21 protein-coding genes are annotated in these 25,072 nt (G+C 59.2%); 13 read left to right on the forward strand and 8 right to left on the reverse strand.

Going from position 1 to position 25,072, the window contains the following annotated elements:
• The first annotated feature begins 171 nt into the window (after positions 1-171).
• The gene (locus GS605_RS00720; RefSeq protein ID WP_371807717.1) at positions 172-783 is read left to right on the forward strand and encodes a uracil-DNA glycosylase family protein; all 612 of its coding nucleotides are present in this window, start codon (positions 172-174) and stop codon (positions 781-783) included.
• Positions 776-1,564, forward strand: a complete 789-nt coding sequence (locus tag GS605_RS00725) for an SseB family protein (protein ID WP_171722773.1) — start codon at positions 776-778, stop codon at positions 1,562-1,564. The genes GS605_RS00720 and GS605_RS00725 overlap by 8 nt, the downstream gene beginning before the upstream one ends.
• A 60-nt stretch (positions 1,565-1,624) precedes the next feature.
• Here the strand turns inward: GS605_RS00725 and yghU are convergent, their stop codons facing one another.
• Complete coding sequence (yghU, locus tag GS605_RS00730; RefSeq protein ID WP_171722774.1) at positions 1,625-2,503, reverse strand: glutathione-dependent disulfide-bond oxidoreductase; 879 nt, start codon at positions 2,501-2,503, stop codon at positions 1,625-1,627.
• Positions 2,504-2,738: 235 nt separating this feature from the next.
• On the opposite strand from yghU, the gene GS605_RS00735 reads away from it, so the two are divergent.
• A complete protein-coding gene (locus GS605_RS00735; RefSeq protein WP_171634317.1) occupies positions 2,739-3,257 on the forward strand; it encodes a YHS domain-containing (seleno)protein in 519 nt (172 codons plus the stop codon).
• Positions 3,258-3,306: 49 nt separating this feature from the next.
• On the opposite strand, the gene GS605_RS00740 is transcribed toward GS605_RS00735, so the two are convergent.
• Both GS605_RS00740 and metF read right to left on the reverse strand, forming a co-directional pair.
• Positions 3,307-3,972, reverse strand: a complete 666-nt coding sequence (locus GS605_RS00740; protein ID WP_171722775.1) for a J domain-containing protein — start codon at positions 3,970-3,972, stop codon at positions 3,307-3,309.
• Positions 3,973-4,202: 230 nt separating this feature from the next.
• Positions 4,203-5,069: a methylenetetrahydrofolate reductase [NAD(P)H] gene (gene metF, locus GS605_RS00745; RefSeq protein WP_171722776.1), complete on the reverse strand. Its 867-nt coding sequence runs from the start codon at positions 5,067-5,069 to the stop codon at positions 4,203-4,205.
• A 94-nt stretch (positions 5,070-5,163) separates the two neighbouring features.
• Between metF and GS605_RS00750 the strand changes: the two genes are divergently transcribed.
• Both GS605_RS00750 and GS605_RS00755 read left to right on the forward strand, forming a co-directional pair.
• On the forward strand, positions 5,164-6,069 hold the full coding sequence (locus GS605_RS00750; RefSeq protein ID WP_171723621.1) for a LysR family transcriptional regulator: 906 nt from the start codon (positions 5,164-5,166) through the stop codon (positions 6,067-6,069).
• Positions 6,070-6,167: 98 nt separating this feature from the next.
• Positions 6,168-6,953, forward strand: a complete 786-nt coding sequence (locus GS605_RS00755) for an inositol monophosphatase family protein (RefSeq protein WP_171722777.1) — start codon at positions 6,168-6,170, stop codon at positions 6,951-6,953.
• Between the two features lie 18 nt (positions 6,954-6,971).
• Here the strand turns inward: GS605_RS00755 and GS605_RS00760 are convergent, their stop codons facing one another.
• Together GS605_RS00760 and putA are read right to left on the reverse strand one after the other, a co-directional pair.
• On the reverse strand, positions 6,972-7,715 hold the full coding sequence (locus GS605_RS00760; protein ID WP_171722778.1) for a rhomboid family intramembrane serine protease: 744 nt from the start codon (positions 7,713-7,715) through the stop codon (positions 6,972-6,974).
• Between the two features lie 42 nt (positions 7,716-7,757).
• Positions 7,758-11,156 (reverse strand): bifunctional proline dehydrogenase/L-glutamate gamma-semialdehyde dehydrogenase PutA, encoded by a 3,399-nt coding sequence (putA, locus tag GS605_RS00765; protein WP_171722779.1) that lies wholly within the window; start codon positions 11,154-11,156, stop codon positions 7,758-7,760.
• Between the two features lie 108 nt (positions 11,157-11,264).
• On the opposite strand from putA, the gene GS605_RS00770 reads away from it, so the two are divergent.
• Positions 11,265-11,747, forward strand: coding sequence for an Lrp/AsnC family transcriptional regulator (locus GS605_RS00770; RefSeq protein WP_171634300.1), 483 nt, complete (start codon positions 11,265-11,267; stop codon positions 11,745-11,747).
• 33 nt (positions 11,748-11,780) lie between these two features.
• Positions 11,781-12,344: a hypothetical protein gene (locus GS605_RS00775; protein ID WP_171723622.1), complete on the forward strand. Its 564-nt coding sequence runs from the start codon at positions 11,781-11,783 to the stop codon at positions 12,342-12,344.
• Between the two features lie 114 nt (positions 12,345-12,458).
• On the opposite strand, the gene GS605_RS00780 is transcribed toward GS605_RS00775, so the two are convergent.
• Complete coding sequence (locus GS605_RS00780; RefSeq protein WP_152458933.1) at positions 12,459-13,232, reverse strand: FadR/GntR family transcriptional regulator; 774 nt, start codon at positions 13,230-13,232, stop codon at positions 12,459-12,461.
• A gap of 335 nt (positions 13,233-13,567) precedes the next feature.
• Here GS605_RS00780 and GS605_RS00785 point away from each other — a divergent pair, with 335 nt between their 5' ends.
• From GS605_RS00785 to dld, 4 genes are all read left to right on the forward strand, one after another.
• The gene (locus GS605_RS00785) at positions 13,568-14,617 is read left to right on the forward strand and encodes a TRAP transporter substrate-binding protein (protein WP_171722780.1); all 1,050 of its coding nucleotides are present in this window, start codon (positions 13,568-13,570) and stop codon (positions 14,615-14,617) included.
• Positions 14,618-14,737: 120 nt separating this feature from the next.
• Positions 14,738-16,801: a TRAP transporter large permease subunit gene (locus GS605_RS00790; RefSeq protein WP_171722781.1), complete on the forward strand. Its 2,064-nt coding sequence runs from the start codon at positions 14,738-14,740 to the stop codon at positions 16,799-16,801.
• Positions 16,802-16,813: 12 nt separating this feature from the next.
• Positions 16,814-17,965, forward strand: a complete 1,152-nt coding sequence (locus GS605_RS00795) for an alpha-hydroxy acid oxidase (protein ID WP_171118676.1) — start codon at positions 16,814-16,816, stop codon at positions 17,963-17,965.
• A gap of 18 nt (positions 17,966-17,983) precedes the next feature.
• Positions 17,984-19,663, forward strand: coding sequence for a D-lactate dehydrogenase (gene dld / locus GS605_RS00800; RefSeq protein ID WP_171722782.1), 1,680 nt, complete (start codon positions 17,984-17,986; stop codon positions 19,661-19,663).
• Positions 19,664-20,385: 722 nt separating this feature from the next.
• Here the strand turns inward: dld and gph are convergent.
• Positions 20,386-21,045, reverse strand: coding sequence for a phosphoglycolate phosphatase (gene gph, locus GS605_RS00805; protein WP_171722783.1), 660 nt, complete (start codon positions 21,043-21,045; stop codon positions 20,386-20,388).
• 206 nt (positions 21,046-21,251) lie between these two features.
• Here gph and hemP point away from each other — a divergent pair, with 206 nt between their 5' ends.
• A complete protein-coding gene (gene hemP, locus GS605_RS00810) occupies positions 21,252-21,419 on the forward strand; it encodes a hemin uptake protein HemP (protein ID WP_083445319.1) in 168 nt (55 codons plus the stop codon).
• The gene (locus GS605_RS00815) at positions 21,416-21,892 is read left to right on the forward strand and encodes a hypothetical protein (protein ID WP_171228953.1); all 477 of its coding nucleotides are present in this window, start codon (positions 21,416-21,418) and stop codon (positions 21,890-21,892) included. Before hemP ends, GS605_RS00815 begins: the two co-directional genes overlap by 4 nt.
• 50 nt (positions 21,893-21,942) lie before the next feature.
• On the opposite strand, the gene GS605_RS00820 is transcribed toward GS605_RS00815, so the two are convergent.
• Positions 21,943-25,008: an aminotransferase class III-fold pyridoxal phosphate-dependent enzyme gene (locus tag GS605_RS00820; protein WP_171722784.1), complete on the reverse strand. Its 3,066-nt coding sequence runs from the start codon at positions 25,006-25,008 to the stop codon at positions 21,943-21,945.
• Positions 25,009-25,072: the final 64 nt, after the last annotated feature.

Below are 25,072 nucleotides of genomic sequence, written 5' to 3' on the forward strand. Positions count from 1 at the left end.
AAGGTATTTTTTACCGGCCCATGTTGGCTACATTATGTCGAATTATGAAACAAATGATCAATGCGGTCCGGTTGCGCGCATGAATGTCTGATTGGGTGCAGCAAAGGTTATCGGTCACCTGGTGCCGCGTCAGGTCGTTATTATCTGTTTTGGCAGCCGACAACAGACGGGATGGGCAGGGACCTTCACGATCATATGAACGCTTTACGTCAGGAAATCCGCGCCTGCCGCTTGTGTGCCGACAGGTTCGCGCAAACAAAAACCGCACACGAGCCGCGCCCGGTGGTCTGGTTCCGCCCCGGAACACCGATCCTTGTCGCGGGGCAGGCACCGGGCGCCCGTGTGCACGAGTCGGGGCGGCCCTTCACCGACCCGTCCGGCGACAGGCTGCGGCACTGGCTGGGGATTGATGAGACGGTTTTTTACGATCGCGACCGTGTTTCGATTGTACCGATGGCGTTCTGCTTTCCGGGGTATGATGCGCGCAATGCTGATCTTCCGCCACCTGCGATTTGCCGCAAGACCTGGCATGACCGGGTGATGCAGGACCTGGGGCGTGTGCCGCTGACCGTGTTGGTCGGAGGTCATGCACACAAGTTTCATCTTGGCGCGCGCGGGTCGGTTACGGACACCGTCCGCAACTGGCGGGACCATGCGCCGCGGGTCTTTGCCTTGCCTCACCCGTCCTGGCGCAATACGGCATGGTTGAAGAAAAATCCGTGGTTCGAGGCTGAACTGCTGCCTGTTTTGCGTGCACGGGTCCAAGAGGTGCTGAATGACTGAATCCACGGCGTTGGACACTGCGCATGCCGCGATGCAGGCGGACCCGACAAGTGATGCCGCTCGTCTGCGTTTCTTCGAACGGCTTGCGGATAGCGAGCTGTTTCTGATGCTGACCGAAGAAGCGCGGGACGAGAATATCTCGCCCGAATTGTTCGATGTGGCTGACGGGCGCTTTGTTTTGGCCTTTGATCGTGAGGACCGGCTGGCGCAGTTTGCCGGGCGGCCCGTGCCTTATGTAGCGCTGTCGGGGCGGGTGCTTTCGGGGATGCTTTCGGGGCAGGGCATCGGGCTTGGTCTGAACCTGGAGACTGCGCCATCTTCGATGCTGGTCCCGGCGGAAGCCCTGGAATGGTTGACTGAAACGTTGCAGCACCGCCCGCAAAAGGTCGAGGAAGAGCTTGCCGAGTTTTTGCCCCCTGCCGGCCTGCCGCAGGCCCTGCTGACCGCGTTGGATGCGAAACTGGCGACGGCAGCTGGACTTGCCAGTGCGGCCTATCTGGTTGCCACCAAGTCCAAATCGGGCGCGCAGGGCCATCTTTTGGGATTTGTCGATGCCACCGAGGGGGCCGAGCCCGCTTTGGCCAAGGCCGCGTCCGAGGCGCTGACCTTTTCCGGGATTGAGGCAGGCGCGATGGATGTCGGGTTTTTCACCGCAAGCGAGGCCGCCGCCGCGCTTCTGGCCAAGGTGGGCCTTCGGTTTGATCTGCCCCAGCCGCAAATTGCCGAAGCGGTCCGCGAAGCCCCCGGCAGCAATCCGGACAACCCACCCATTCTGAAATAACCATCCAAACACAAACACGCAGCGCAAGCTGCACCGCGTGTCGTTGCGCCTAGGATATGATTATTCCGCCGCCGCTTCCAGCTTATCCTGCGTGCGGGTTTCGAAATCGCTGGCGTCGTGGCGTTCGTGAAGCTGCGTGTGCGGCTCGCCAAAGGCGCGGTTGACCATGCGGCCGCGCTGAACCGCCGGGCGCGCGTCGATTGCCTTGGCCCATCGCATGACGTTCTTGTAGGATTCCACGTCCAGGAACTCTGCCGCGCTGTAAAGGCGGCCCAGAACCAACTGGCCATACCAGGGCCAAATCGCCATGTCGGCGATCGAATAGTCTTCGCCCGCGATGAAGGTTTTTTCCGCCAGTTCACGATCCAGAACATCCAGTTGGCGCTTGGTCTCCATGGCGAAACGGTTGATCGGGTATTCCCATTTCTCGGGTGCATAGGCGTAGAAATGCCCGAACCCACCGCCCAGGTAAGGCGCGCTGCCCATCTGCCAGAACACCCAGTTCATCACCTCGGTCCGCTCGGGGCCGGATGCGGGCAGAAACGCGCCGAACTTTTCAGCCAGATGGAACAGGATCGAGGCGCTTTCAAAAACACGAACAGGTTTGTCACCTGACCGATCCCAAAGCGCGGGGATTTTCGAGTTCGGGTTGGCCTCGACAAAGCCCGAGCTGAATTGATCGCCTTCTCCGATGTTGATCAGCCAGGCGTTGTATTCAGCGCCTTCATGACCAAGTGCCAACAGCTCTTCCAGCATCACCGTGACTTTTACGCCATTGGGTGTCGCGAGCGAGTAAAGCTGAAGAGGATGCTGTCCGACCGGCAGGTCCTTGTCATGGGTCGCTCCGGCGATCGGTCGGTTGATGTTGGCGAATTGTCCGCCACTTTTACTGTCCCAGGTCCAGACCGCTGGAGGGGTATACGAGGATTGGTCGCTCATCTCTTGCCTTTCTTGCCTATGTCAGGGCTGCCATACAGCTAATATTGCAAACCGCCGAGTCCAACCCCACTCAACTGGCGTATTCTGTAACAATCCGCCTCCAAACTCTCACGTTTTCTCGTGTCGGGTCACAGCGGCGTTAGGGGGACTACGCACCGCTTGGGAATCGCATATTGTCCTGTCAGACCTGCCGCAAGGCATCACGGATTTAGTTGACCCGAAAAGGATGAACGACATGAAACGCTTTGCATTGACACTCGCTGCGGCCATAGCTCTGGCGGTTCCGGCTTTTGCCGGCCCTCAATATATCGACGGCACAGGTTTTGCTGTTTCGGGTTATGATGTCGTTGCCTATCGCAGCCTGGATCAGATGCCAGTTGGCCAGTCGCAGCCTGAAGGTGTGCGTGGAAATGCCAACATCACCGCCGAGTACAACGGTGCGACCTGGGCATTTGCGACCGAGGAAAACCGCGACAAATTCCTTGAAAACCCAGCATACTACGCGCCGCAATATGATGGGCACTGCGCTTACGGCGTGTCGCGTGGTGGCAAGGTTCCTGCAAATCCAAACCTGTGGCGGATCGTGGATGACAAGCTGTATCTCAACATCACCGACGTGGTTGTCGGATTTTTCGAGGAAGACATTCCAGGCAATATCAATCTTGCCGAAGGAAACTGGCCCGGTATCGAACCAAGCGACGCTTCGACCAATGTGATCCCGAAATTCACGTCGGAAGGCCCGGTTTCGAACTGATCCGGCATCAAAAGACCCAAGCCCGGCTGGTCCAGCCGGGCTCAGGCCGTTACCCCGCAAGCCAGAATTGATCCCGAATATCCTGATCGGCATCAAACCTGATCCGCACACTCTTGGCCCCCGGAAATTTCCGTTCGCGGATCGTATCGGGGATGATGACCTCTCCGGCGCCGGTATCTTTTGACTGAAAGCTCAAAATTTCAGCCTCGGTGTGGCGCGCGTTGGTCAGGACGGTCGTCGGCAAGGCCACGCGATTTGCCCCATGATGCACGGGCGTGGTGACAAAATAGGTCAGATGCCGCCCGTAACACCCGACCGCGTCGGGAACGTGATCCGAGACACATGCATCAGATCTGTCCTGAACATCCGCTTCATCGTGCATTTGCGGCAACCTCTGGTCGGGATTCAGCATCGCCTTGCAGGCGGCGATATCCTCCAGCGGAAGTTCGATGATGCGCTTCTTCAAACGGGGTCGGCGCGGTTGCGGAGGGCCGGAACTGGCACCACCTTTCATAACCAAACCTTCTTTGCGCAGAAAATCATAAGCCGCCTTGGCGCGCGAAAAACCGGAACTGTCCCCATCCTTGTGATCGGGGTGTGAATGGAATGCGATCTGCCTCCATGCGTCCCTGATCTCTTGGGAACCGGCGCAGGGGCTCAACCCCAGATCCGCCAACGCATCCGCGCGTGCCCGCACTTTATCGACAGGTTCCATACTCAAAACACTCTTTACAAACTACACATTGCCAGTGTGGTCACAGTCATAGTTTTGTCAATTTTCAAGGATGATTTGCGGGGCTGGTGACAACAATCGCGATGTTGAGATTCAATTGTCCCTCAAAGGCGCCGTTTTATAGGCGTGGTTGTGAAACAGTACACATCTTCCGAAACGACAAACGCCCGGGCGTAAACGTAACCCGGGCGAACCATTGGATTTTTTGAAAGTCAGGCAACGTTTTCCAGTTCAACGCGCGGTGTAATGCCCAGTGCAAAGCAGACATCGCGCGTCAATTCGGGACGGTTCAGGGTATAGAAATGCAGCTTGTCCACGCCGCCTTCGATCAGGTCTGAACACAGCTCTGTGCAGATTGCCGTGGCTAACAGATCCTCACGCTCGTCGCGCACCGCTTTTTCAAACGCCTGTTCGACCCACTGGGGAATATGCGTGCCACAGCGCTTGGCGAAGTTGCGGGCGCCTGCCCAGTTCTCGATCGGCAGGATGCCCGGCACGATCGGTTTGTCGATGCCGGCCTTGGCGCAAGCATCGCGGAACCGGAAAAAGGTTTCGGCTTCGAAGAAGAACTGCGTCAGCGCTTCGTCTGCACCTGCGTCCAGCTTGGCCTTCAGCCAGTCCACATCCGCAGCCATGTTTGCAGCCTCGGGGTGGGTGTCGGGATAGGCCCCGACACGAATGCTGAACATTTCGGTTTCGGCCAGTGCCTCGATCAGTTCAACAGAACTGGAAAACCCGTCGGGGTGCGGCACAAACTTGTCCTGACCCTTTGGCGGGTCGCCGCGCAGGGCGACGATGTCCTGCACGCCGGCGCGGGCAAAGGTGTCTGCGATCTCCAGCGTTTCCTGCCGCGAAGCATCGACACAGGTCAGATGAGCGGCCACGTTCAGGCCCGATGACTTGTGCAGGGTCGAAACCGCGTCGCGCGTCAGTTCACGCGTCGTGCCACCAGCGCCGTAGGTGACGGAAACAAAACGGGGATCCAAAGGGGCCAATGTCTGGACCGTGTCCCAAAGGCGGAAAGAGGCTTCCAGAGTTTTGGGCGGAAAGAACTCGAAGGAAATTTCAGGTTTGGACATCGTGGCCTCACTGGATCAACTGAGCCTCTTGTGCCATGGCATGCATTGTGAAACAAACTCATATTACTCAACAACAACATGAATGCTGTTTGAAATGCATATTGAATTCCGGCACCTGCGCACCATCAAGGCGATCCATGAATGCGGCGGGCTGGCCCGCGCTGCGGATCAGTTGAACATCACCCAGTCCGCATTGAGCCATCAAATCAAAGGGTTGGAGGATCAGGCCGGGGTCGAGCTGTTTCTGCGCCGCTCCAAACCCATGAAACTGTCGGCTGCCGGTTTGCGGCTTTTGCGCCTGGCCGAGCAGATACTGCCGCAGGTCGAAGCCGCCCAGAATGAGTTTTCTTCGCTGCGGGACGGGCGCACGGGGCGGATGCATATAGCCATCGAATGCCACGCTTGTTTCGAATGGCTGTTCCCGGTGCTCGAATCCTTCAGGAAATCCTGGGGCGACGTGGATGTCGATATCCGCCCTGGTCTTGCCTTCGACGCGCTTCCGGCCTTGCAGAAGGAAGAGGTCGATCTGGTGGTCTCGTCCGATCCCGAAGACCTGCCGGGTGTCGAGTTTGTCGAACTTTTTGATTATAACGCGGTGTTTGTGGCCGCTTCGACCCATCCCCTGGCCAAGAAAGACTATGTCGAGGCCGAGGATTTTCGCGGCCAGACCCTGATCACCTATCCAGTGGAACGCACGCGTCTGGATGTGTTCAGCCAGCTGTTGATCCCGGCGCGGGTTGAGCCTGCCACGATCCGGCAGGTGGAACTGACCGCCGTCATCCTTCTGCTGGTGGCATCGAACCGGGGCATTTCAGTGCTGCCGGATTGGGTCGTGCGCGAGGTCAAATACAACTCGGACTACGTCACCCGACCCTTGACGAAAGAGGGCATTACACGGCGTCTCTATGCCGCGGTCCGTTCGGAAGATCTGGAGAAACCCTTTGTGCAGGAACTGGTGAAACTGGCCCGGGAAGAAGCGCGCAAGCTGCAATCCCAGTAACGGCGTTTCCTGCGGGTCTGTTATGCGCATCATTCCTCTTGGCAAGGGCGCATTGCGGCAGTATACGCGCGGTTTGACCGGACAGGAGCCTTTTGACAATGGTTGGCAGCGCAAATCTCAACATCATGATCAAGGCCGCGCGCAAGGCGGGGCGTTCTTTGGTCAAGGATTTCCGTGAAGTCGAGAATCTGCAGGTGTCGATGAAAGGCGCCGGTGATTTCGTCTCGAAGGCCGACATCGCCGCCGAAGCCATCCTGAAAGAAGAGCTGCTGGGCGCACGACCGACCTATGGCTGGCTGGCCGAAGAGGGCGGCTCCGTCGATGGTGAGGATCCGACCCGCCGCTGGATCGTCGATCCGCTGGACGGCACCACCAATTTCCTGCACGGCCTGCCGCATTGGGCGATTTCCATAGCACTGGAACACAAGGGCAAGATCGTTGCCGGCGTGATCTATGACGCCGCCAAGGACGAGATGTTCTTTGCTGAAAAAGGTGAAGGCGCTTGGATGAACGACACCCGTATTCGCGTGTCGGGTCGTCATCGCATGATTGAATCGGTCTTCGCGACCGGTCTGCCCTTTGGTGGCCGCTCGGATCTGCCTGCGACTTTGCAGGATCTGGCGCGTCTGATGCCCGCCTGCGCCGGTGTGCGTCGTTGGGGCGCCGCCGCGCTGGATATGGCATATGTGGCCGCAGGCCGGTACGAAGGCTTTTGGGAACGCCGCCTGAATGCGTGGGATCTGGCTGCCGGTGTGATCATCGTCAAAGAGGCTGGCGGCTTCGTGCAGGCGCTTAACCCTGAAGGCAACGTGCTGGAAGATGGTGAAGTGATCTGTTCGAACGAACCGATCTTCGATCAGTTCGCCAAGGTGATCCGGGGCTAGGCGCCCTTTGAACCGGCTTTAGCGGCGCGGAACGCGCGGAATGCGGGATTGTGACAGCTTGTACTTCGCTTCCGGGTGGGGCGGATGTCCGTGGGTGCGATCCCAGAACTGAATTCCGCCGCGTCTCAGCCACAGCGGGATGCACAGGATCAGGCCAACGGCAAATCCCCCGGTATGGGCCCAATAGGCGATGCCGCCTTCGTCTGGATTGCTGGTGACGCTGCCAAAGAACTGTATCGCCAGCCAGACGCCCAGCATGATGAAGGCGGGGATGGTAAAGACCCTGAAATAGACGATCAGGATCAGCAGGATATCCACCCGTGCTTTCGGGAACAGCAGCAGATACCCGCCCATCACGCCCGCAATCGCGCCCGAGGCCCCAACAGTGGGAACTTGGGATTCGGGCCCGGTGATGACGTGAATCAGGCCCGCGCCGATTCCTGCCGCCATGTAAAACAGCAGGAAGGGCAGATGGCCCATCTCGTCTTCCAGATTGTCACCGAAGATCCACAGAAACAGCATGTTGCCGGCCAAGTGCATCCACCCCCCGTGCAGGAACATGGATGTCACCAGGGTTTCCAGCCCGAACCCGTCGCTGACCCGCGCCGGAATAATGGCGTAGTCGAAAAACAGCCTGCCGATCCGTGGCCCATCATTCATGATCCCCACATAGCTGAGGAAGATCAGGATATTGGCCGCCAGCAAGGCATAGACAACATAAGGTGTGCGCCCCGAAGGGTTATGGTCGCGGATCGGAAACATGCCGTGACGCTGGGCTTTTGTGCGCCCAGCGTCAAGGCAAGCTTATGCCGCACCTCCCAACAACACGGCGTTTCCACCCGCCGCGGTCGTGTCCACGCAGACATGGCGTTCACCCAGAACACGCGCGCGGTCGGGCTTGCCGGGAATAAGCGGCAGAATCGGGCCGTCGCGGCGCGCCAGATGGTGTTCGATCTGCCCCGCTGTTTCCTCGTCTCCCCACCACAACACGCCCGAAATGCCGGTCAGGTTTTCCAACCGGTGCAGGTCAAGCATCCCGGTCGCCTGAATGGCGGTGCCACCCAGCGCAGATACAGCATCGGCCTGCGCACGCGCTGCGGCCTCTCCGGGTCCCAAGCAAAGAAGAGGCGGACGGGGATACACGCTCAGGCGGTTCGATTCACCGGTCGGGCCGGGCAGGGACCGGGTTTTGACCGGCGCAGGTTGACCTTGTGCAGCAGGCAGATCAGCCACGGCGCCCCAGGTATCCGCCGTGCTTTGACGGTCGGGTGCGCAGAACCGGATCATGTAGTTCGGCCCACCCGCCTTGGGGCCGGTGCCTGACAATCCTTCGCCACCAAAGGGCTGAGACCCGACGATGGCGCCGATCTGGTTGCGGTTTACATAGATGTTGCCCGCATGGATCGCCTCGGTCACATGCTGCACGCGGTCGTCTATGCGGGTGTGCAGGCCGAAGGTCAGGCCGTATCCGGTGGCGTTGATATCGGCGATGATCTTGTCGATCTCTTGCGAGTTGAACCGGGCGACGTGCAGCACCGGGCCGAACACCTCGCGTTCCAGCGCGGCGATGCCGGGGATCTCGATCAGCGTCGGAGAAACAAAGATGCCTTCGGGCGGCAACGGAAGCTCCTTCAGCACCCGCCCTTCGTTGCGCGCCTTGGTCACATGTTCGGCGATGCCCTGACGGGCCTGTTCGTCGATCACCGGTCCGCAATCCGTCGACAAAAGCCAGGGGTCGTCGACCGACAGCGCATCCATCGCCCCTTTGAGCATGGTCAGAACGTCATCGGCGATGTCTTCCTGCAAATACAGGCAGCGCAGGGCGGAACAGCGCTGGCCCGCCGACTGAAAGGCGCTTTCGATGATCGATTGCACGGCTTGTTCGGGAAGGGCGGTGCTGTCGACGATCATCGCATTCAGACCGCCGGTTTCCGCGATCAGCGGCGTACCGGGGCGCATGGATCCGGCCATCGCCGCACGGATTTTCAGCGCGGTGTCTGTTGACCCAGTGAAGGCCACGCCCGAGATGCGCGGATCCGACGTCAGCGCCGCACCCACGGCAGGCCCCCCCGGCAACAGTTGCAGCACATCGCGTGGTACCCCCGCCTCGTGCATAAGCTGAATGGCACGATGTGCGATCAGGGGCGTCTGGGGCGCAGGCTTGGCCAGAACCGCGTTTCCGGTTGCCAGCGCAGCAGAGATCTGCCCAGAGAAAATCGCCAGCGGGAAGTTCCACGGGCTGATGCAGGTGAAAATCCCCGCGGGTTCGGCATCGGGGATGTTGGCTGCATAGTAACGCAGGAAATCCACCGCCTCGCGCAGTTCGGCCACCGCATCGGGCAGCGACTTCCCGGCCTCACGCGCCAGCAGGGCAAACAACTCACCATAATGCACTTCGTAAAGATCGGCTGCGGCATTGAGGATGCGGGCGCGTTCGGCAGCGGGGGCATCCCAGGGGTTGGCCGAGGCCAATGCCATTTCCACATCCGCCGCGCTGGCTGGGGCCACCGCGCCGGGCTTGTCCTGAGGCCGTGCCGGATTGATCACCGGCTCATCCGCATCGGGTTTAGCCGCATCGGCCAGCAAGGGTTGCGCATACCAATGATGGGCGCGGAACTGATCCCGTGCCGCATCAATCTGATCCAGGGTTGGTGTGTGATGCAGGTCAAAACCCTTGGAATTCGGTCTTTCAGGCTGGAACAATTCCGGCCCGGTCGGCAGTGCGGGCGGAGGGGTCCGGACCGCAACAAACGGATCGGCGGCGACCACTTCCGGTGGCACATCTTCGTCCACAATCTGGTTGACGAAGGATGAATTCGCGCCGTTCTCCAACAAGCGCCGAACCAGATAAGCCAGCAAGTCGCGATGCGCCCCCACAGGTGCATAGATGCGGCACCGGGTGTTCTGCTTGTCCATCACGATCTGATGCAAGGTCTCGCCCATGCCGTGCAGGCGCTGGAACTCGAACGGTTGATCCTTGGCCATGTGAAGGATGGCGCTGACCGTGTGCGCGTTGTGCGTGGCAAATTGCGGATAAATCCGATCGGTCATGCCCAGCAGTTTGCGTGCATTGGCGATATAGGAGATGTCGGTTGCCGCCTTGTGCGTGAAGACGGGAAAGCCATCCACACCTTCGACCTGCGCGCGTTTGATCTCGGTATCCCAATAGGCGCCTTTGACCAATCGCACCATAATCTGGCGATCGTGACGTTCGGCCATGCCATACAGCGTATCCAGTACCAGGCCTGCGCGCGGGCCATAGGCCTGAACCACGATGCCAAACCCGTACCAGCCGGCAAGGGCCGGGTCGGACATCACCGCCTCTATCACCTGCAACGACAGCGACAGGCGATCCGCCTCTTCTGCATCGACGTTCAGGCCCATTCCGGCCGCCTTGGCCAGCAGAGCCAGTGCCCGCAGCCGCGGCACCAGCTCGTCCATCACACGCTGTTCCTGTGCCAGCTCATAACGGGGGTGCAGGGCGGACAGTTTTACCGAAATGCCCGGGTTGGCGCGGATATCGTCATGGGTGCAGGCCTCGGCAATGGCCGAGATGGCGCGGGAATAGGACAGGTGATAGCGCGCCGCGTCCGCTTCGGTTCGGGCCGCTTCGCCCAGCATGTCGTAGGAATAGGTATAGCCCTTCTCCTCCATCCCGCGTGCGCGGTCCATGGCGGACTGAATGGTTTCCCCCAGAACGAACTGCCGGCCCATCTCTTTCATCGCGCGTGCCACGGCAGTGCGGATCACCGGCTCGCCCAACCGCTTGATCGCACCACGCAGCGCCCCGACCGGAGACGCCTTGCCCTCGTCCAGCACCTTTCCGGTCAACATCAGTGCCCATGTCGAGGCGTTCACCAACGAGGACGAGGATTGCCCCAGATGCTTGCCCCAATCGGAGGGCGCGATCTTGTCTTCGATCAGCGCATCAATTGTGTCGGCATCCGGCACACGCAGCAACGCCTCGGCCAGGCACATCAGGGCGATGCCTTCGTCGGTGGACAGGCCATATTCGGCCAGAAACACCTCCATCAACCCCGGAGAGGTGCTGGACCGGATATCGCGCACAAGCTGCGCAGCCGCGGCGCCGATGGCGCTGCGATCCGTGTCCGTCAGGCTGGCCTGAGAGATCAGTGTCTCAAGAACTGCCGACTGATCGGCATAGGTGGAAGTATCGATGAGGGTGCGCAGGCTGTGTGACATATGTCCTCCGGTCTTTGCGATAATATAATGCGGAAAAATCAGGACAACGGACTGAGTTTGATATATCTGAAGGAGGATGATCTGAATTTTTAGCAGCGGACAGTTCAAATGAGTTTTCCTGATCTTGATCGGTTTGACCGGTCGATTCTGAGGATTCTGGCTGAGGACGGCCGTATCTCGGTGGCCGATCTTGCGCGCGAGATCGGGCTGTCGAAATCTCCGACGCAAGCGCGGCTCAAACGGCTTGAGGCGAGCGGAGTGATCCAGGGCTATCGGGCGATGCTGGATCCGATCCGGCTGGGTCTGGATCACGTCGCGTTTGTCGAGGTGCGTTTGACCGATACCCGCGAAAAGGCGCTGGCCGAGTTCAACGCAGCCGTCCGCAAAACCGCCGAGGTCGAGCAGGCGCATATGATCGCGTCCAATTTTGACTATCTTCTGAAAGTGCGCACCGCCACGATGTCGGAATATCGCCGTGTATTGGCCGAGAAGATTTCGTCTCTGCCGCATGTCGCCAATACTTCAACTTTTGTTGCGATGGAGGCCGTGAAGGAAACCGGTATGCTGGGCGGTTTTGAACATCAGCCTTGACGCGGTGGAATTATGGTCCACCCTTGTTTCGTAATGCGAACCTGTGCTGCAACGTTTCTACTGATCGCGTGTTCATGCTCGGCCATGGCCGAGACATGCCCCGCGGCTCCGGATCATATCGAAGGTGTGGATGCGCTGATCAAGCAGGTCCAAAAGGCGCAATCGCAAAGCGACGCCCGGGTCATCTCGAATAAAATGTGGGAACTTTGGACAGACGCGCCGGATGCCCGATCGCAGACCCTGCTGGATCGTGGAATGGCGCGACGAGAGGCGTGGGATTTGTTGGGCGCATTGGACGATTTCAACCAACTTGTCGAATATTGCCCGGATTACGCCGAAGGCTACAATCAGCGGGCTTTTGTAAACTACCTGAGGCAGGATTTTGACGCGGCATTGCGCGACCTGAATGTCACGATCGAAATGTCGCCAAACCATATCGGTGCGCTAAGTGGGCGGGCTTTGTCCCTGATGGGATTGAGACGTTTGGAAGACGCGCGTGCAGCACTGTCCGAGGCGCTTGAGCTCAACCCGTGGCTGTCCGAGCGGTCCTTGTTGGAGCCAGGCGGCCTTCTGGAGCCGCCCGGAGAAGATATCTGACAGCCGGATCGGGCAAGTTTGGAAACCGGTCGCAAATCGCCAAACAGGTGCCTTTCGCGGCCACCTCGGGGACTGGGGCACCGCAATCAGAAGGGCAAATGGGTGACAAAGCCGTCAGCGTGACAGTATCCGGCGCTTTTCGGCCATGGCTTCGCGTCGCCGCTGCTCGATCCCGAGTTTGAAAGATTCTTCAACAAAGTCGATGTGATCCTTTGCCGCTTTTTCGGCCCGCTTTTCATCCCCTTCGATCACCGCGCGACCAAGTTCGAGATGTTGTTGCAGCAGCTTTTCGCCGGTCCCGTCAATCGTGCGCAGGAAGTCACGATTGTAGAAAACGCCCTTGCGGGTGAGTTCGTAGATCGACGCCATCATGTGGATCAGGGTCGCGTTCTGGCTGGCATCCACAATCGCGGAATGCAGCGCAAAGTCCGCCTCTTGCGAAGCCTTGGCGTCCTGCTCTTGCCAGGCACGCTCGTTTTCATCAAGGATCTCGGAAATCCGTTCCTTGTCTGCCTTGGTGGCGCGACGTGCGGCAAGCCGGGCCGCGAAACCTTCCTGCTCGCGACGATACTCAAGATAGTCGAAGAAAGCCGGCTCGTGGCGTTCGTACAAAGCAAGAAGCGCGGGCATCATGGCTTGTCCGGTCAGGGCTGCGACGAATGTTCCCTCACCGTGTTGCGTTGTGACCAGACCGCGTTCTTCCAGCACCTGAAGGGCTTCGCGCAGCTTCGGGCGCGACACGCGCAACATCTCGGCCAGATCACGCTCGGAGGGCAGTTTCCGGCCCTGCTTCAGGATGCCCGAAGCGATCAGGTCCTCGACCTGTGAAACCACCGCATCAGCCAGCGATTCGTGTCCAACCGGTTCAAAAATCGCCGTGGTGTTCATGAGATGCTGCCCCGTGTGACGCTATAATAACCAGAATAACTGGTAAACAAAGATAACCATATCTGTTCAAATTTCAAGCGCGAGGCTGTTCTTCCCGGACGTGAATTACGTGTCTGTTTATGAATGATTTTTGGAGAATCTGTTGGCTTTTTGAAGCAGTCGCATCGGGATTTTGCAGGGCTTGTCGAAGGCGAGCTTCCAGTTTCGGTTAGCGCCAGTGGTAAACAAAGTTATTGACTGGTTTGAGTTGGTAAAGTTAGTTTACCACCGGAGCGGCGCTGGAAGAGCCTGCGCCACTGATCGGAGAAAACCCGACCAAACCTGGAGGAGATTTCATGAAGAAGACCCTGACAAGCCTGGCCGTGGCCGCCAGCCTGCTGGCGGCACCCGCAGTTGCGGCGGACAAGCTGCTGCTGAAAACACCGATTGCCTTTTCGACCGAACTGCCGGGCCTGGGTTCACCTATTCCACGTGTGGCTGATCAGCTGGAACTGATGTCCGGCGGCACGCTGAAGATGAAGGTGTACGAGCCGGGAAAACTGGTGCCGCCCTTCGAAATTCTGGACGCCGTGTCCACCGGCAAGATCAACTCGGGCTACACCACGGCTGGTTACTGGGCCGGTAAAATCCCGGCTGCGCCGCTGTTCTCGGCCGTGCCGTTCGGCCCCGAGGCGGGCGAATACATGGCTTGGCTGTATTATGGCAACGGCATGACCCTGTATCAGGAGATGTATGATCAGGCCGGTTACAACGTAAAAGTACTGCCCTGCGCCATCATCGCGCCGGAAACCTCGGGCTGGTTCGCGTCCGAGATCAATTCGCCCGAAGACCTGAACGGGCTGAAGATGCGTTTCTTTGGTCTGGGCGGCAAGGTGATGCAGAAACTGGGTGTAGCGACCTCGCTACTGCCAGGTGGTGAGATCTTCCCCGCATTGGAAAAAGGCGCGATTGACGCGACCGAGTTTTCGATGCCTGCCATCGACGCGCGTCTGGGCTTCCACAAGCTGGTCAAGTTCAACTATTTCCCCGGCTGGCATCAGCAGGCGACCGTGTTTGAACTGCTGATCAACAAGGACGTCTGGAACGAAACCAGCGATCAGCACAAGGCAATCATCGAAAGCGCCTGCAAGGCTTCGATGGCGGACAGCTTTGCCGAAGGCGAAGCCATCCAGCACGCGGCCCTGATCGACAACGTTGAAAAAAACGGCGTCACCATCAAACAGTGGTCGCCCGAGATGTTGGATACCTTCCGCGCGACCTGGGAAGAGGTTGCCGCAGAAGAGGCCGCCAATGATGCCTTCTTTGCCAAGGTTCTGGCCGACATGAACGAATTCCGTGACGGCTATAACCTCTGGAAGACGAACGCCTTCCTCCCACGTCAGTAATCTCTCCCTCACTGACGTTGCCGGGGCGGCCCGATCCGCCGCTCCGGCCCCTGCTTTTCGATCTTCGGACTTTCTAACCTTTCACTGCCCGTATTCCGGGTTGCTGAGCGAGGAATGACCATGACAACCCAAAAGAACCTCAACGATCCAGTCGAAGCCTATGAAGGCATCCTGGAACACCCCGAGTCCGACCGCCAGAAAATCGCCGTCGCGATCGACGCCGGGGTCAAGGCTGTGGGTCATGTCGTCATGTGGGCCAATGTCCTGCTGATGGGCGCGATCTTCGCACAGGTCTCGTTGCGCTACCTGTTCAGCCAGAACTACCCGAAACTGGATGAGATCCAGTGGCATTTCTATGGAATCGTCACGATGATCGGCATCTCGTATGCCTTGATCACCGACAGCCATGTGCGTGTGGACGTCCTGCATATGCAGCTTTCGCGCCGCGCGCAGCGGATCATCGAGGTGATCGGCATCCTGACCCTGCTGACCCCGTTCATCTATCTGATGGTCGATCAGGGCTATGATTATTTCTACGAAAGCTTCCGCGTCAACGAACGCTCGGACAGCCCAACCGGCCTGCCTGCGCGTTGGGCTTTCAAGGCGGTCATTCCGATCAGCTTTGTACTGTTGGCGCTGGCCGCGTTGGCACGGTTGATCCATGACGGGCACGCGCTGATCTACGGGCCGGCCTCGGAACGTGAAGGCGCGCCGCTGCGCCGTGTTCTTCTGGTGCTGGCGGTATTCGCAGCCGTCTGTGTTGGCCTGACCTTCCTGGTCGAAACAACCGAGGAAAAGCTGGTCATCGCGATGTTCCTGACCTTTATCGCGCTTTTGTTCACCGGTTACCCGGTGGCGTGGGTGCTGGCCGGTGTCGGCGTCGCCTATTGCGGTCTGGCCTATCTGTTCGACAACGATCTGATGCTGTGGACCGGGTTGGAAAGCACCTTTACCGGGCTTGATTATCTGACGCTTGGCGCGGTGGTGAACCGGGTCTACGCGACCATGTCCAACGCGGTTCTGGTTGCCCTGCCGATGTTCATCTTCATGGGGCTGATGCTGGACGAATCCGGAGTGGCCGAGCGTCTGATGTCCTCGATGCAGCGCCTGTTCGGGACGGTGCGCGGAGGACTGGCCATCACCGTGACCCTGATCGGGATCATTCTGGCGGCTTCGACCGGCATCATTGGTGCCTCGGTTGTACTGCTGGGCGTGCTGTCGCTGCCGTCGATGATGCAGCAGAAATACCAGCCGACGCTGGCTGCGGGCGTGGTTTCGGCCTCGGGGACATTGGGCATTCTGATCCCACCCTCAATCATGTTGGTGATCATGGCCGACCAGATGGCGTTGTCCGTCGGAGACCTGTTCATGGCCGCGGTTTTCCCGGGCGTGATCATCGGCGCCTTGTACCTGACCTACATCTTCATTCTGGCTCTGGTGAAACGCGACGCGGCTCCCGTGCCCGAAGGTGCGAAAGCCCCCGACTGGGCAGCCGTGAAGGACGTTCTCATCGCCGTCATCCCTACGCTGATGCTGATCCTTGCCGTGCTGGGGTCGATCTTTGCCGGTCTGACCACACCAACCGAAGCGTCCGGCATCGGTGCCTTGGGTGCGACCTTGCTGGCGCTGGGCTATCGCAAGCTGACCTTTGCCAAGCTGTGGAACGTGCTGGTGTCGACCTTCAACACCACCGCCTATATCTTTGCGATCTTCCTCGGTGCGACTGTGTTTTCCTATGTGCTGCGCGAACTGGGCGGGGATGAACTGATCGAACATGTGGTGCAATCCACCGGCTTTGGTGCCACCGGAACAATTCTGTTCATCCTGTTCATCGTCTTCCTGCTGGGCTTCGTACTGGACTGGATCGAGATCACGCTGATCGTGCTGCCCCTGATGCGCCCCATCGTGAACGGTCTGGGCATCGACATCCCCGGCTTTGGCGTACTGGATGAACCGGCGCTGGTCTGGTTCGTGATCCTTGTCGCTGTGACGCTGCAAACCAGCTTCCTGACGCCGCCCGTTGGCTTTGCCTTGTTCTATCTCAAAGGTGTTTGCCCGCCCGAGATCAAGCTGACGCATATCTATAAGGGCATCATCCCATTTGTCCTGCTGCAATTGACCGGTTTGGCGCTAGTGTTCCTGTGGCCGACCCTTGCCACCTGGTTGCCGTCGGTCGCCTATTAAGGAGCTTATCGGATGCGTCTGAGCCAATGTCATAACTTCCACGACTTCCGGCGGCTGGCCAAACAGCGGCTGCCGGGGCCGATCTTCAACTATATCGACGGTGGCGCGGATGATGAGGTGACGTATCGGGAAAACACCAAGGCGTTCGACCGCTGCGATCTGTTGCCTTCGGTCCTGCGCGGGGTTTCGGACGTGGACATGTCCGTCACGGTGATGGGGCAGAAACTGGACATGCCGGTCTATTGCTCACCCACCGCGTTGCAGCGCCTGTTCCACCATCAGGGTGAGCGCGCGGTCGCGGCGGCGGCCGAGAAATACGGCACCATGTTCGGAGTTTCCTCTCTGGGAACCGTCTCGCTGGAGGAGCTGCGCCAAAAACACAAAAACCCGCAGGTCTATCAATTCTACTTTCACAAGGATCGCGGGTTGAACGCCGCCATGATGCAGCGCGCCAAAGAGGCGGGTGTTGAGGTCATGATGCTGACCGTCGACAGCATCACCGGCGGCAACCGCGAGCGTGATCTGCGCACGGGGTTCTCGATCCCGTTCCGCTTGACGCTGGGCGGCATGATCCAGTTCGCGATCAAGCCGATGTGGGGGATCAACTATGTCACTCATGAAAAGTTCCGGCTGCCTCAGCTTGAGGAACATGTGGATATGGGCGGTGGGGCCAGCTCGATCGGCGGGTATTTCACCGACATGCTCGACCCGTCGATGAACTGGGATGACGTGGCGCAGATGGTGCGCGACTGGGATGGTCAGTTCTGCCTGAAGGGGATCATGACCGTCGAAGATGCCAAACGCGCGGCTGAGATCGGTTGTACCGGCATCATCCTGTCGAACCACGGTGGCCGACAATTGGACGGATCGCGCACGCCGTTCGATCAACTGGCCGAGATTGTCGATGCCGTCGGCGACAAACTGGACGTGATGATGGACAGCGGCATTCAGCGTGGCACCCATGTGCTCAAGGCGCTGTCGATCGGGGCCAAAGCGGTGGGTATCGGGCGGCACTACCTGTATCCTCTGGCTGCCGCGGGGCAGGCTGGGGTCGAACGGGCCCTTGGGCTGATGCGTGCCGAGATCGAGCGCGACATGAAGCTGATGGGTGTCACCAGTGTTGGCCAGCTCAGCCGCGAGAATATTCGTTTCCGCAATCCCTAACCCGAAACGGGGGCCGATATGACCAATGACGCGTTGATCAAACATTTCCGCTCTATCGTCGGTACGCGTCACGTGCTGATCGGAGCGCGCGCGACAGAGCGCTTTCGGCGCGGTTTCCGCTCGGGCGAGGGTGAGGCGCTGTGCGTCGTTCAGCCGGGGACCCTGCTGGAGCAATGGAAGATCCTGCAAGCCTGCGTTGCAGCCGACAAGATCGTCATCATGCAGGCGGCCAATACTGGTCTGACCGAAGGGTCTACGCCGTCCGGCACCTATGACCGTGACGTGGTTCTGATCAACACGCGCCGGATGGATACTCTGGTGCCCTTGAACGACGCAGAGCAGATCGTCAGCTTTCCGGGCGCCACGCTTTTTGCGCTGGAAAAACTGCTGGCCCCGTTCGGACGCGAGCCGCATTCGGTGATCGGTTCGTCCTGCATCGGCGCGTCGATCGTGGGTGGGGTATGCAACAATTCCGGCGGTTCTCTGGTAGAGCGCGGTCCGGTTTACACGGAACTTTCCGTCTATGCGCAAATCACCGAACAGGGTGAATTGGAACTGGTCAACCATCTGGGCATCGATCTGGGCAGCACGCCGGAAGAGATCCTTGCAAACCTCGATGCAGGCAGGTTCGAACGCAATCCCGGGGCAACCAACAAACGCGCATCGGCCAGCGACTACGCACAGATCGTGCGGGACGTGAATGCGCAAACGCCTGCGCGGTTCAATGCGGACAAGGCCAGGCTTTTCGAATCTTCGGGCTCGGCCGGGAAGCTGGCCGTTTTTGCGGTGCGCCTTGACACCTTTCCCAAGAACGAGGTTGAGAAGGTGTTCTATGTGGGCACCAACAATCCCGACGATCTGGCGGACCTGCGGCGCCACATATTGTCAGAGTTCAAATCGCTGCCGGTTTCGGCCGAATACATGCATCGCGAAGCGTTCGATATTGCAGCACGCTATGGCAAGGACACGGTCGTGATGATCGACAAGCTTGGCACGGACCGTCTGCCGATGTTCTTTGCGATGAAAGGCGCCGTGGATGCACGCCTGCGGCGCATTCCGTTTTTGCGAAATTTCACTGATCGTTTCATGCAGGCAGCTATAGCTTTGTGGCCACGTGTCCTGCCCAAACGTATGACGGATTTTCGCGACAAATACGAACATCACCTTATCCTGAAAATGAAGGATGAAGGTGTATCCGAGGCCGCTGAGTGGTTGCCGCGATTTCTGAGTGGCCGGGATGGCGGATTTTTCGAATGTGATGCGCGCGAGGCCAGAATCGCAGGCCTTCATCGGTTTGCGGCGGCGGGCGCGGCGGTGCGTTACATGGCGATCCATTCGGACGACGTCGAAGATATCATCGCACTGGACGTCGCACTGCGCCGCAACGACCAGGACTGGCTGGAGAAGCTGCCGCCTGAGATCGAAGACCAGTTGGTTCACAAACTCTATTACGGGCACTTCATGTGCCACGTGATGCATCAGGACTACATAGTCAAAAAAGGAGCTGAACCAAAAGCTCTGAAGGCCGCAATGTTGAAACTGTTTGACGAACGCGGCGCGGAATACCCTGCTGAACATAACGTGGGGCACCTTTACAAGGCCAAGCCCGACCTGGCGGCACATTACAAATGCTGCGACCCGACCAACTCGTTCAATCCCGGTATCGGCAAAATGTCCAAGGCGAAGAATTACCAATAACCGGTTTTCCGGCGCGGCAGGGTGCTGTGAAAACGGCCGGCAGATACACCGGGTTCTGATGAAAAGGGTGTTGGTGCCCGACTGTCTGATATCCTGAGCGCAACCCCGCAAGCATCTGCCGCGCAGAAGGCTGCCAAAACCGAATGAGCGTCGCGTGACAGGTATAGGGGAGATTCGGAAGGCGCAGTTGGGGTCGTCGGAATCGGCAGAGAATGTCGCGTTGAGACGCGGAATTCAGTAGCGTTTGACGCAAATCGTTTGGTTTTGAGTATCACAAACACGCATTTGACAGGCTGTCCGGGATCTGAACCGGCGGGTTCATGCGGTCAATTGACAGAGCACCTTTCTGTTCAGGTAATTTCAGGGTCGCGTGATTTCTGGCAGGTTTTCCTAGGGTTGCCCTTGGCTTGCAATCGGTTGCAGATCACCCCTGTGAAGCTGCGGGCCGGAAGCCTGTCTTGCATGCGAAAATTTGCAGATGACCGGGGCCGGGAAAGCGCCACTTATCCCTTATTTTTCGCGTTTTTTGGGGAACTACGGGAAACCCCCAATTTCGCGCCGCGACAAACAGGGGTAAACATATTTTACCGTACTTACCACACAAACACACACGGTACTAACTTTCCCCGATGAGGGGCTGGTCACACCCCCTCGGCCGGCCCCTCTTAACTTTTGGGGTCCATGGCAGTTGGGGTCAGTGGTCATGCGGATCGTTGCCGGTGTCAGCTTTTGATCAATTTGGCGACGAGGGCGGGCAAATCTTGTGATGCGCCATAGGCCACGGTGTGTGGAATTTCGGCGACCGGCGTCTTCCGGTATCCTTCAGTAAACAGCAAAAACGGGATCTTCGCACGCGCAGCCGTTTCCGCGTCAACTTCGCTGTCGCCGACGAACAGACGCGGGCCGGACGCCTGAAGCGCATCGAAGCTTGCGAACAGATGGTTGGGATCCGGTTTTCGCGTCGAAAGGCTGTCGCCACCCAGAACCGCGTCGAAAAACCGGGACAGGTTCAGTGCCTCCAGCACATGCCGCGCCGGTGTTTCGGGTTTGTTGGTGCAGACGCCCAGAACGCATCCCATTTGCTGCAATTTGGCCAGTGCCTCCGGGATGCCGGGGTAGGGAACGGTCGTTTCGCTTGCAGCGGAATTGTAGTGTTTGAGGGTCAGTTGGGTCAGTTCCGCATGGCGATCCAGCGGCAGCCCGCAATGCCGGATCATGCGTTCGACCAGCTTGGGTAAACCGTTGCCGACGAATCCTTTGATGATATCCGTCGCCAATGGATCATGCCCAACGTCGTTCAGCGTGCGGTTGGCCGCCGCCGCCAGATCGCCCAGGCTGTCCACCAGCGTTCCGTCCAGATCGAATACAACTGCTGCGGTCATGTTTGCTTGCCCTTCATCGCCCGACCCAAGACCTAACCCGCCCTGTACCGAGGGGCAATCGCCTGTTTCAAAACCATGCTTGACAATCCTTACTAAAATAATCAGATTAAGCGGCAGGAACAGAAAGCCAACCCTTTCGGGGTCAGCCAAATCAAGTGAAACGCGATAGATATGGCACCATGCCGAAACGCTCTGGAGATGTCCCGATGAACGTACAGAACCCGACCCCAACCCAAGGTTACGCTGTCTCGATGCTTCCCGCGCACAAGGCCGAGGATCTGACCAAGGGCGGCAACCTGGCCCATATAGAACTTGGCGATCAACTCTATACCCTGCGCATCACCCGTGCAGGCAAACTGATCCTGACGAAATGAGCGCGCCTTTCAAGCGCGGCGGTGCAGCGGTTGGCCGCCTTGCCGATCTCGATCCCATCGAAGCGGGCGCCGTTATGTATCTGCGGATGTGGAGCGAAGGCGAGGGCGGTCGTGCCGACGCTGCCAGCGATTTCCAAGTCGCGCTGGGCGCGGATTGCGGGCGTGCGGCAATGCTGACTTTGGATCGTTTATGCTCTCTATGCGCCACCCATGGCCGCCGCCCCCTGATCCGGCATGGTCTTGGATGTGCATGCCTTGGCGCGGACGAGAATTGCTTTGCACAGATGATCGCGGCAGCGTCCGAAGGGGCGCGTGAAGATGCGATGATGCTGGCGTCTTTGATCGTACGTCCGGATTTTGCCCCCGCGCTGGCATCCCTGTCGGAAGAACTGGGGCTGACTCTCAGACGTATGACCGCAGGTTTCAAAATGCCGACCACCGGCCACCAGACCCCCTCGGCCGTGCTCCACTGACCCTGAGTGTGGAACGGTTGAACCCCGGCGCTGCGCCGGGGTTTTTTCGTTCAGCAGCACCCGCATCCGGCATGGTGATGGTCATGATCGCAAACAGGGGCAGGGGTAAAGTCGCCCACCTCGGACAACACATCCCGCAGCGCCCAGAGGATCATGTCAACATCCTCGGCCTCGATGGTCAGGGGCGGACGGATTTTCAGGATGTTGTCTTTGGGCCCTTCGCTGCCGATCAGGATGCGATGATCGCGCATCCGGTTTTTGACATAGCTGCAAATCTCGGTGCCTTCGCTTCCATCGGGGTTGATCAGCTCCACGCCGAGAAACAACCCCATACCCCGCACGTCGCCAACGCAACCAAAGTCGGCTTCGATCTGGCGCAGTCCCGCCATCAGACGATCCCCCATCCGGCGGGCATTGTCCTGCAACCCCACGTCATCGACGATATCCAGCACCTCTTTGCCGATCCGGCAGGACAGGGTCGAGCCGCCAAAGGTCGAAAAGAACTCGATCCCGTTGTTGAAGCTGTCCGCGATCTCGCGGGTTGTCACCAGCACGCCCAGTGGGTGCCCGTTTCCGATTGGCTTGCCCATCACTACGATATCCGGAACCGCGCCCTGGTGTTCGAAGCCAAAGTAATACTCACCCAACCGTCCCAGACCTGTCTGCACCTCATCGGCGATGCAAACACCCCCCGCAGCACGTATTTTTTCGTAAACCGCAGGCAGATAGCCCTTGGGCGGAATGATCTGGCCGCCGACCGACGGGAAGGTTTCCGCGATGAACCCGGCCACGCCCTGTCTCCTGTTGCGAAGGGCGGCAATCGCCGGATCGACAAGATCAGCAAATTTCTGTGCCCGGTCCGCATCGTCCCGCCTGAATGACCCGCGATAGTCATCGGCAACCTCGACCAGTTCAACCCAGTCGGCTTTCCCGATGCCGCCCGGTTTGTTGAATTTGTAGGCCGAGATCGCCACTGCAGCGTTCGTGTTCCCGTGATAGCCGTGATCCGGCGTCACGATCCCCTTTGCGCCGGTATGGGCGCGGGCCAGCCGCAGGGCAAGTTCGTTTGCCTCGGTGCCCGAGTTGACGAAAAAGCAGACCTGTAGGTGATCCGGCATCTTCGACAGAATCTTGTCGGCAAATTCCACCTGTGCCGGATGCAGATAACGGGTGTTCGAATTCATCCGCTTCAGCTGATCCGCCGCCACGGCCTGAATGCGTGGATGCGCGTGCCCCACATGCGGCACGTTGTTGTAGGCGTCCAGATAGGGGCGTCCCCATTCGTCGAACAGGTGATGCTTCCAGCCGCGCACCAGCATGACCGGATCGTCATAGGTCAGGGATAGGTTGCCCCCGAAATGCGCCCGCCGTTTGTGCAGGATTTCCGCTTTGTCAGTTGGGTGATAGAACACCTTGTCATCCGGCAGGTTCAGCAACGCCGCCGGGTTCGGGCAGACCGCGTGCCACAGCTCCAGTTCGTCCGGGTCTCCGACACCGGGCCAGTCCGCTTCCATGCCATCGGTGGTCAGGGCCAGCTGGAAATGCACATGCGGGGCCCATCCGCCATTCTGGTCGGCATCGCCCAACCGCGCAAACGCGGCCCCCTGTGCCACCGGGTCGCCGGGTTTCAGCCGGTCACAGCATTCCGGATCCAGATGGCCATAGAGCGTATAGAACGGGTCGCCTTCGGGCGTTTCGTGATGGAGGATGATCACCCCGCCGTAGTCGAGGTGCTGGTCGCGGTTTTCGACCACTTCGATCCGCCCGCTCATCGGTGCATGCAGAACCGTCCCGGCAGGCGCAAACACATCCACGGCCAGATGAACCGTCCGCCTGTCCGAGGCTTTCCACGGGCCCTTGCGGAACCCCGGCTCGGCATAGATCAGGCGGGGCTCGTTATAGTAACCCAGCCACAGGTCCTGCCCGTATTCCTCGCCAACGCGCGCGGCCTCGGCCAAAGGCATGTGGAACGGGTTCCGGGGCCAGACGCAGTTTTCGACCGAAAGCGAGCCCATGGGCACATCGCCCAGGTCCTGGCCGAACATGTCGGTAAAATGCCCCCGGTGTTCCTGAAGATAGGCGTGGATGCGTTCAGCCCCATCAACCACGGGCAAGCCGCAAGCCGCCCGCAACCGCGCCGACATCAGCCCGCCATTGACTGACGTGTTCTCAAGGAACCGCCAAGCAGGCGCCTGAGAGATCGTCACATAGGGATCATCCGGATTCTCGGCCGCCATCAGGGTCGAGTTGACGACGGATACGGCAAGCCGCATCCTCAGCAACGGCCAGATTAGGTCAACCTCATCCGCCCGCAGCCGGTTGGCCGCGTGATAGCCCTTTACCAACGCAGCCAGTGCCCGTTCCGGCTTGGGGTGATCCAGCACGACATACGCGCCGGCAATCGCCAGATCGCAGATGCGCGGCGCGGCGCACATGTCGCCCAGATCAATCAGGCCCGAGATCCGCCGCCGCTCGCCCAGTTCCCCTTCGACCAGAATGTTGTAGTCATTGGCGTCATTGTGGATGGCCTGTTTCGGCAGGTCCGCAAGGACATCCGCGATTGCAGCGAACCCCTCACAGATTTCCGTCAGCAGTGCCTGCCGCGCGGGGTCAGAGATCGCGTTTAACTTGTCAGCAATCCAGCCCGCCTGCATCAGGTCCCATTTGAAACCGACCCGGTGCAACCCTTCATGCTCAAACCCTTCCAGGGCCCGGTCGGTTGCCCCCAATACGCGGCCAAGTTTCAGGATCAGCTCTTCGGATTTTGGGGCGGCCTTCGCGTAACATTGGCCCGGCAGGCACTCCAACAGCCAAACCAGCTTGCGCTGTCCTTCAGAATCGGCAATCTCGGGCAGCATTGCTCCGGTCAAATCAGGGAACACCTTGGGAAACGGCAACCCCGGTGCCTCAGAAGCGATATGCGCCAGCGCCTTGATTTGCAGATCAACCAGATCCGCATCGCATCCGGCCCGCATGGCCTTAAGCACATAATCCTGACCATTGGTGGCGTGCACCAGAAAGTTCAGATCATATTCACCATCCAACCGCGTCAAGCGGGCGTCCAGCCCCCAGAGCTGCCGCAGCGCGGCCGTCCAAAAAGCACTTAAATCGTCCATTCCCGTCTCCGCTCCGATCGCGCCGGAGCCCTCTTCATCTGGCCAAAAATATCCTCGGGGGGAA

The organism is Ruegeria sp. HKCCD7559 (genome assembly GCF_013110575.1).
In the GTDB taxonomy this organism is placed as follows: domain Bacteria; phylum Pseudomonadota; class Alphaproteobacteria; order Rhodobacterales; family Rhodobacteraceae; genus Ruegeria.

Bases quoted from the DNA above. Each gene is read 5' to 3' on its own strand.
- GS605_RS00720 (WP_371807717.1), top strand. From the start codon at position 172: ATGGGCAGGGACCTTCACGATCATATGAACGCTTTACGTCAGGAAATC.
- GS605_RS00725 (WP_171722773.1), top strand. From the start codon at position 776: ATGACTGAATCCACGGCGTTGGACACTGCGCATGCCGCGATGCAGGCG.
- yghU (WP_171722774.1), bottom strand. From the start codon at position 2,503: ATGAGCGACCAATCCTCGTATACCCCTCCAGCGGTCTGGACCTGGGAC.
- GS605_RS00735 (WP_171634317.1), top strand. From the start codon at position 2,739: ATGAAACGCTTTGCATTGACACTCGCTGCGGCCATAGCTCTGGCGGTT.
- GS605_RS00740 (WP_171722775.1), bottom strand. From the start codon at position 3,972: ATGGAACCTGTCGATAAAGTGCGGGCACGCGCGGATGCGTTGGCGGAT.
- metF (WP_171722776.1), bottom strand. From the start codon at position 5,069: ATGTCCAAACCTGAAATTTCCTTCGAGTTCTTTCCGCCCAAAACTCTG.
- GS605_RS00750 (WP_171723621.1), top strand. From the start codon at position 5,164: ATGCATATTGAATTCCGGCACCTGCGCACCATCAAGGCGATCCATGAA.
- GS605_RS00755 (WP_171722777.1), top strand. From the start codon at position 6,168: ATGGTTGGCAGCGCAAATCTCAACATCATGATCAAGGCCGCGCGCAAG.
- GS605_RS00760 (WP_171722778.1), bottom strand. From the start codon at position 7,715: ATGTTTCCGATCCGCGACCATAACCCTTCGGGGCGCACACCTTATGTT.
- putA (WP_171722779.1), bottom strand. From the start codon at position 11,156: ATGTCACACAGCCTGCGCACCCTCATCGATACTTCCACCTATGCCGAT.
- GS605_RS00770 (WP_171634300.1), top strand. From the start codon at position 11,265: ATGAGTTTTCCTGATCTTGATCGGTTTGACCGGTCGATTCTGAGGATT.
- GS605_RS00775 (WP_171723622.1), top strand. From the start codon at position 11,781: ATGCGAACCTGTGCTGCAACGTTTCTACTGATCGCGTGTTCATGCTCG.
- GS605_RS00780 (WP_152458933.1), bottom strand. From the start codon at position 13,232: ATGAACACCACGGCGATTTTTGAACCGGTTGGACACGAATCGCTGGCT.
- GS605_RS00785 (WP_171722780.1), top strand. From the start codon at position 13,568: ATGAAGAAGACCCTGACAAGCCTGGCCGTGGCCGCCAGCCTGCTGGCG.
- GS605_RS00790 (WP_171722781.1), top strand. From the start codon at position 14,738: ATGACAACCCAAAAGAACCTCAACGATCCAGTCGAAGCCTATGAAGGC.
- GS605_RS00795 (WP_171118676.1), top strand. From the start codon at position 16,814: ATGCGTCTGAGCCAATGTCATAACTTCCACGACTTCCGGCGGCTGGCC.
- dld (WP_171722782.1), top strand. From the start codon at position 17,984: ATGACCAATGACGCGTTGATCAAACATTTCCGCTCTATCGTCGGTACG.
- gph (WP_171722783.1), bottom strand. From the start codon at position 21,045: ATGACCGCAGCAGTTGTATTCGATCTGGACGGAACGCTGGTGGACAGC.
- hemP (WP_083445319.1), top strand. From the start codon at position 21,252: ATGAACGTACAGAACCCGACCCCAACCCAAGGTTACGCTGTCTCGATG.
- GS605_RS00815 (WP_171228953.1), top strand. From the start codon at position 21,416: ATGAGCGCGCCTTTCAAGCGCGGCGGTGCAGCGGTTGGCCGCCTTGCC.
- GS605_RS00820 (WP_171722784.1), bottom strand. From the start codon at position 25,008: ATGGACGATTTAAGTGCTTTTTGGACGGCCGCGCTGCGGCAGCTCTGG.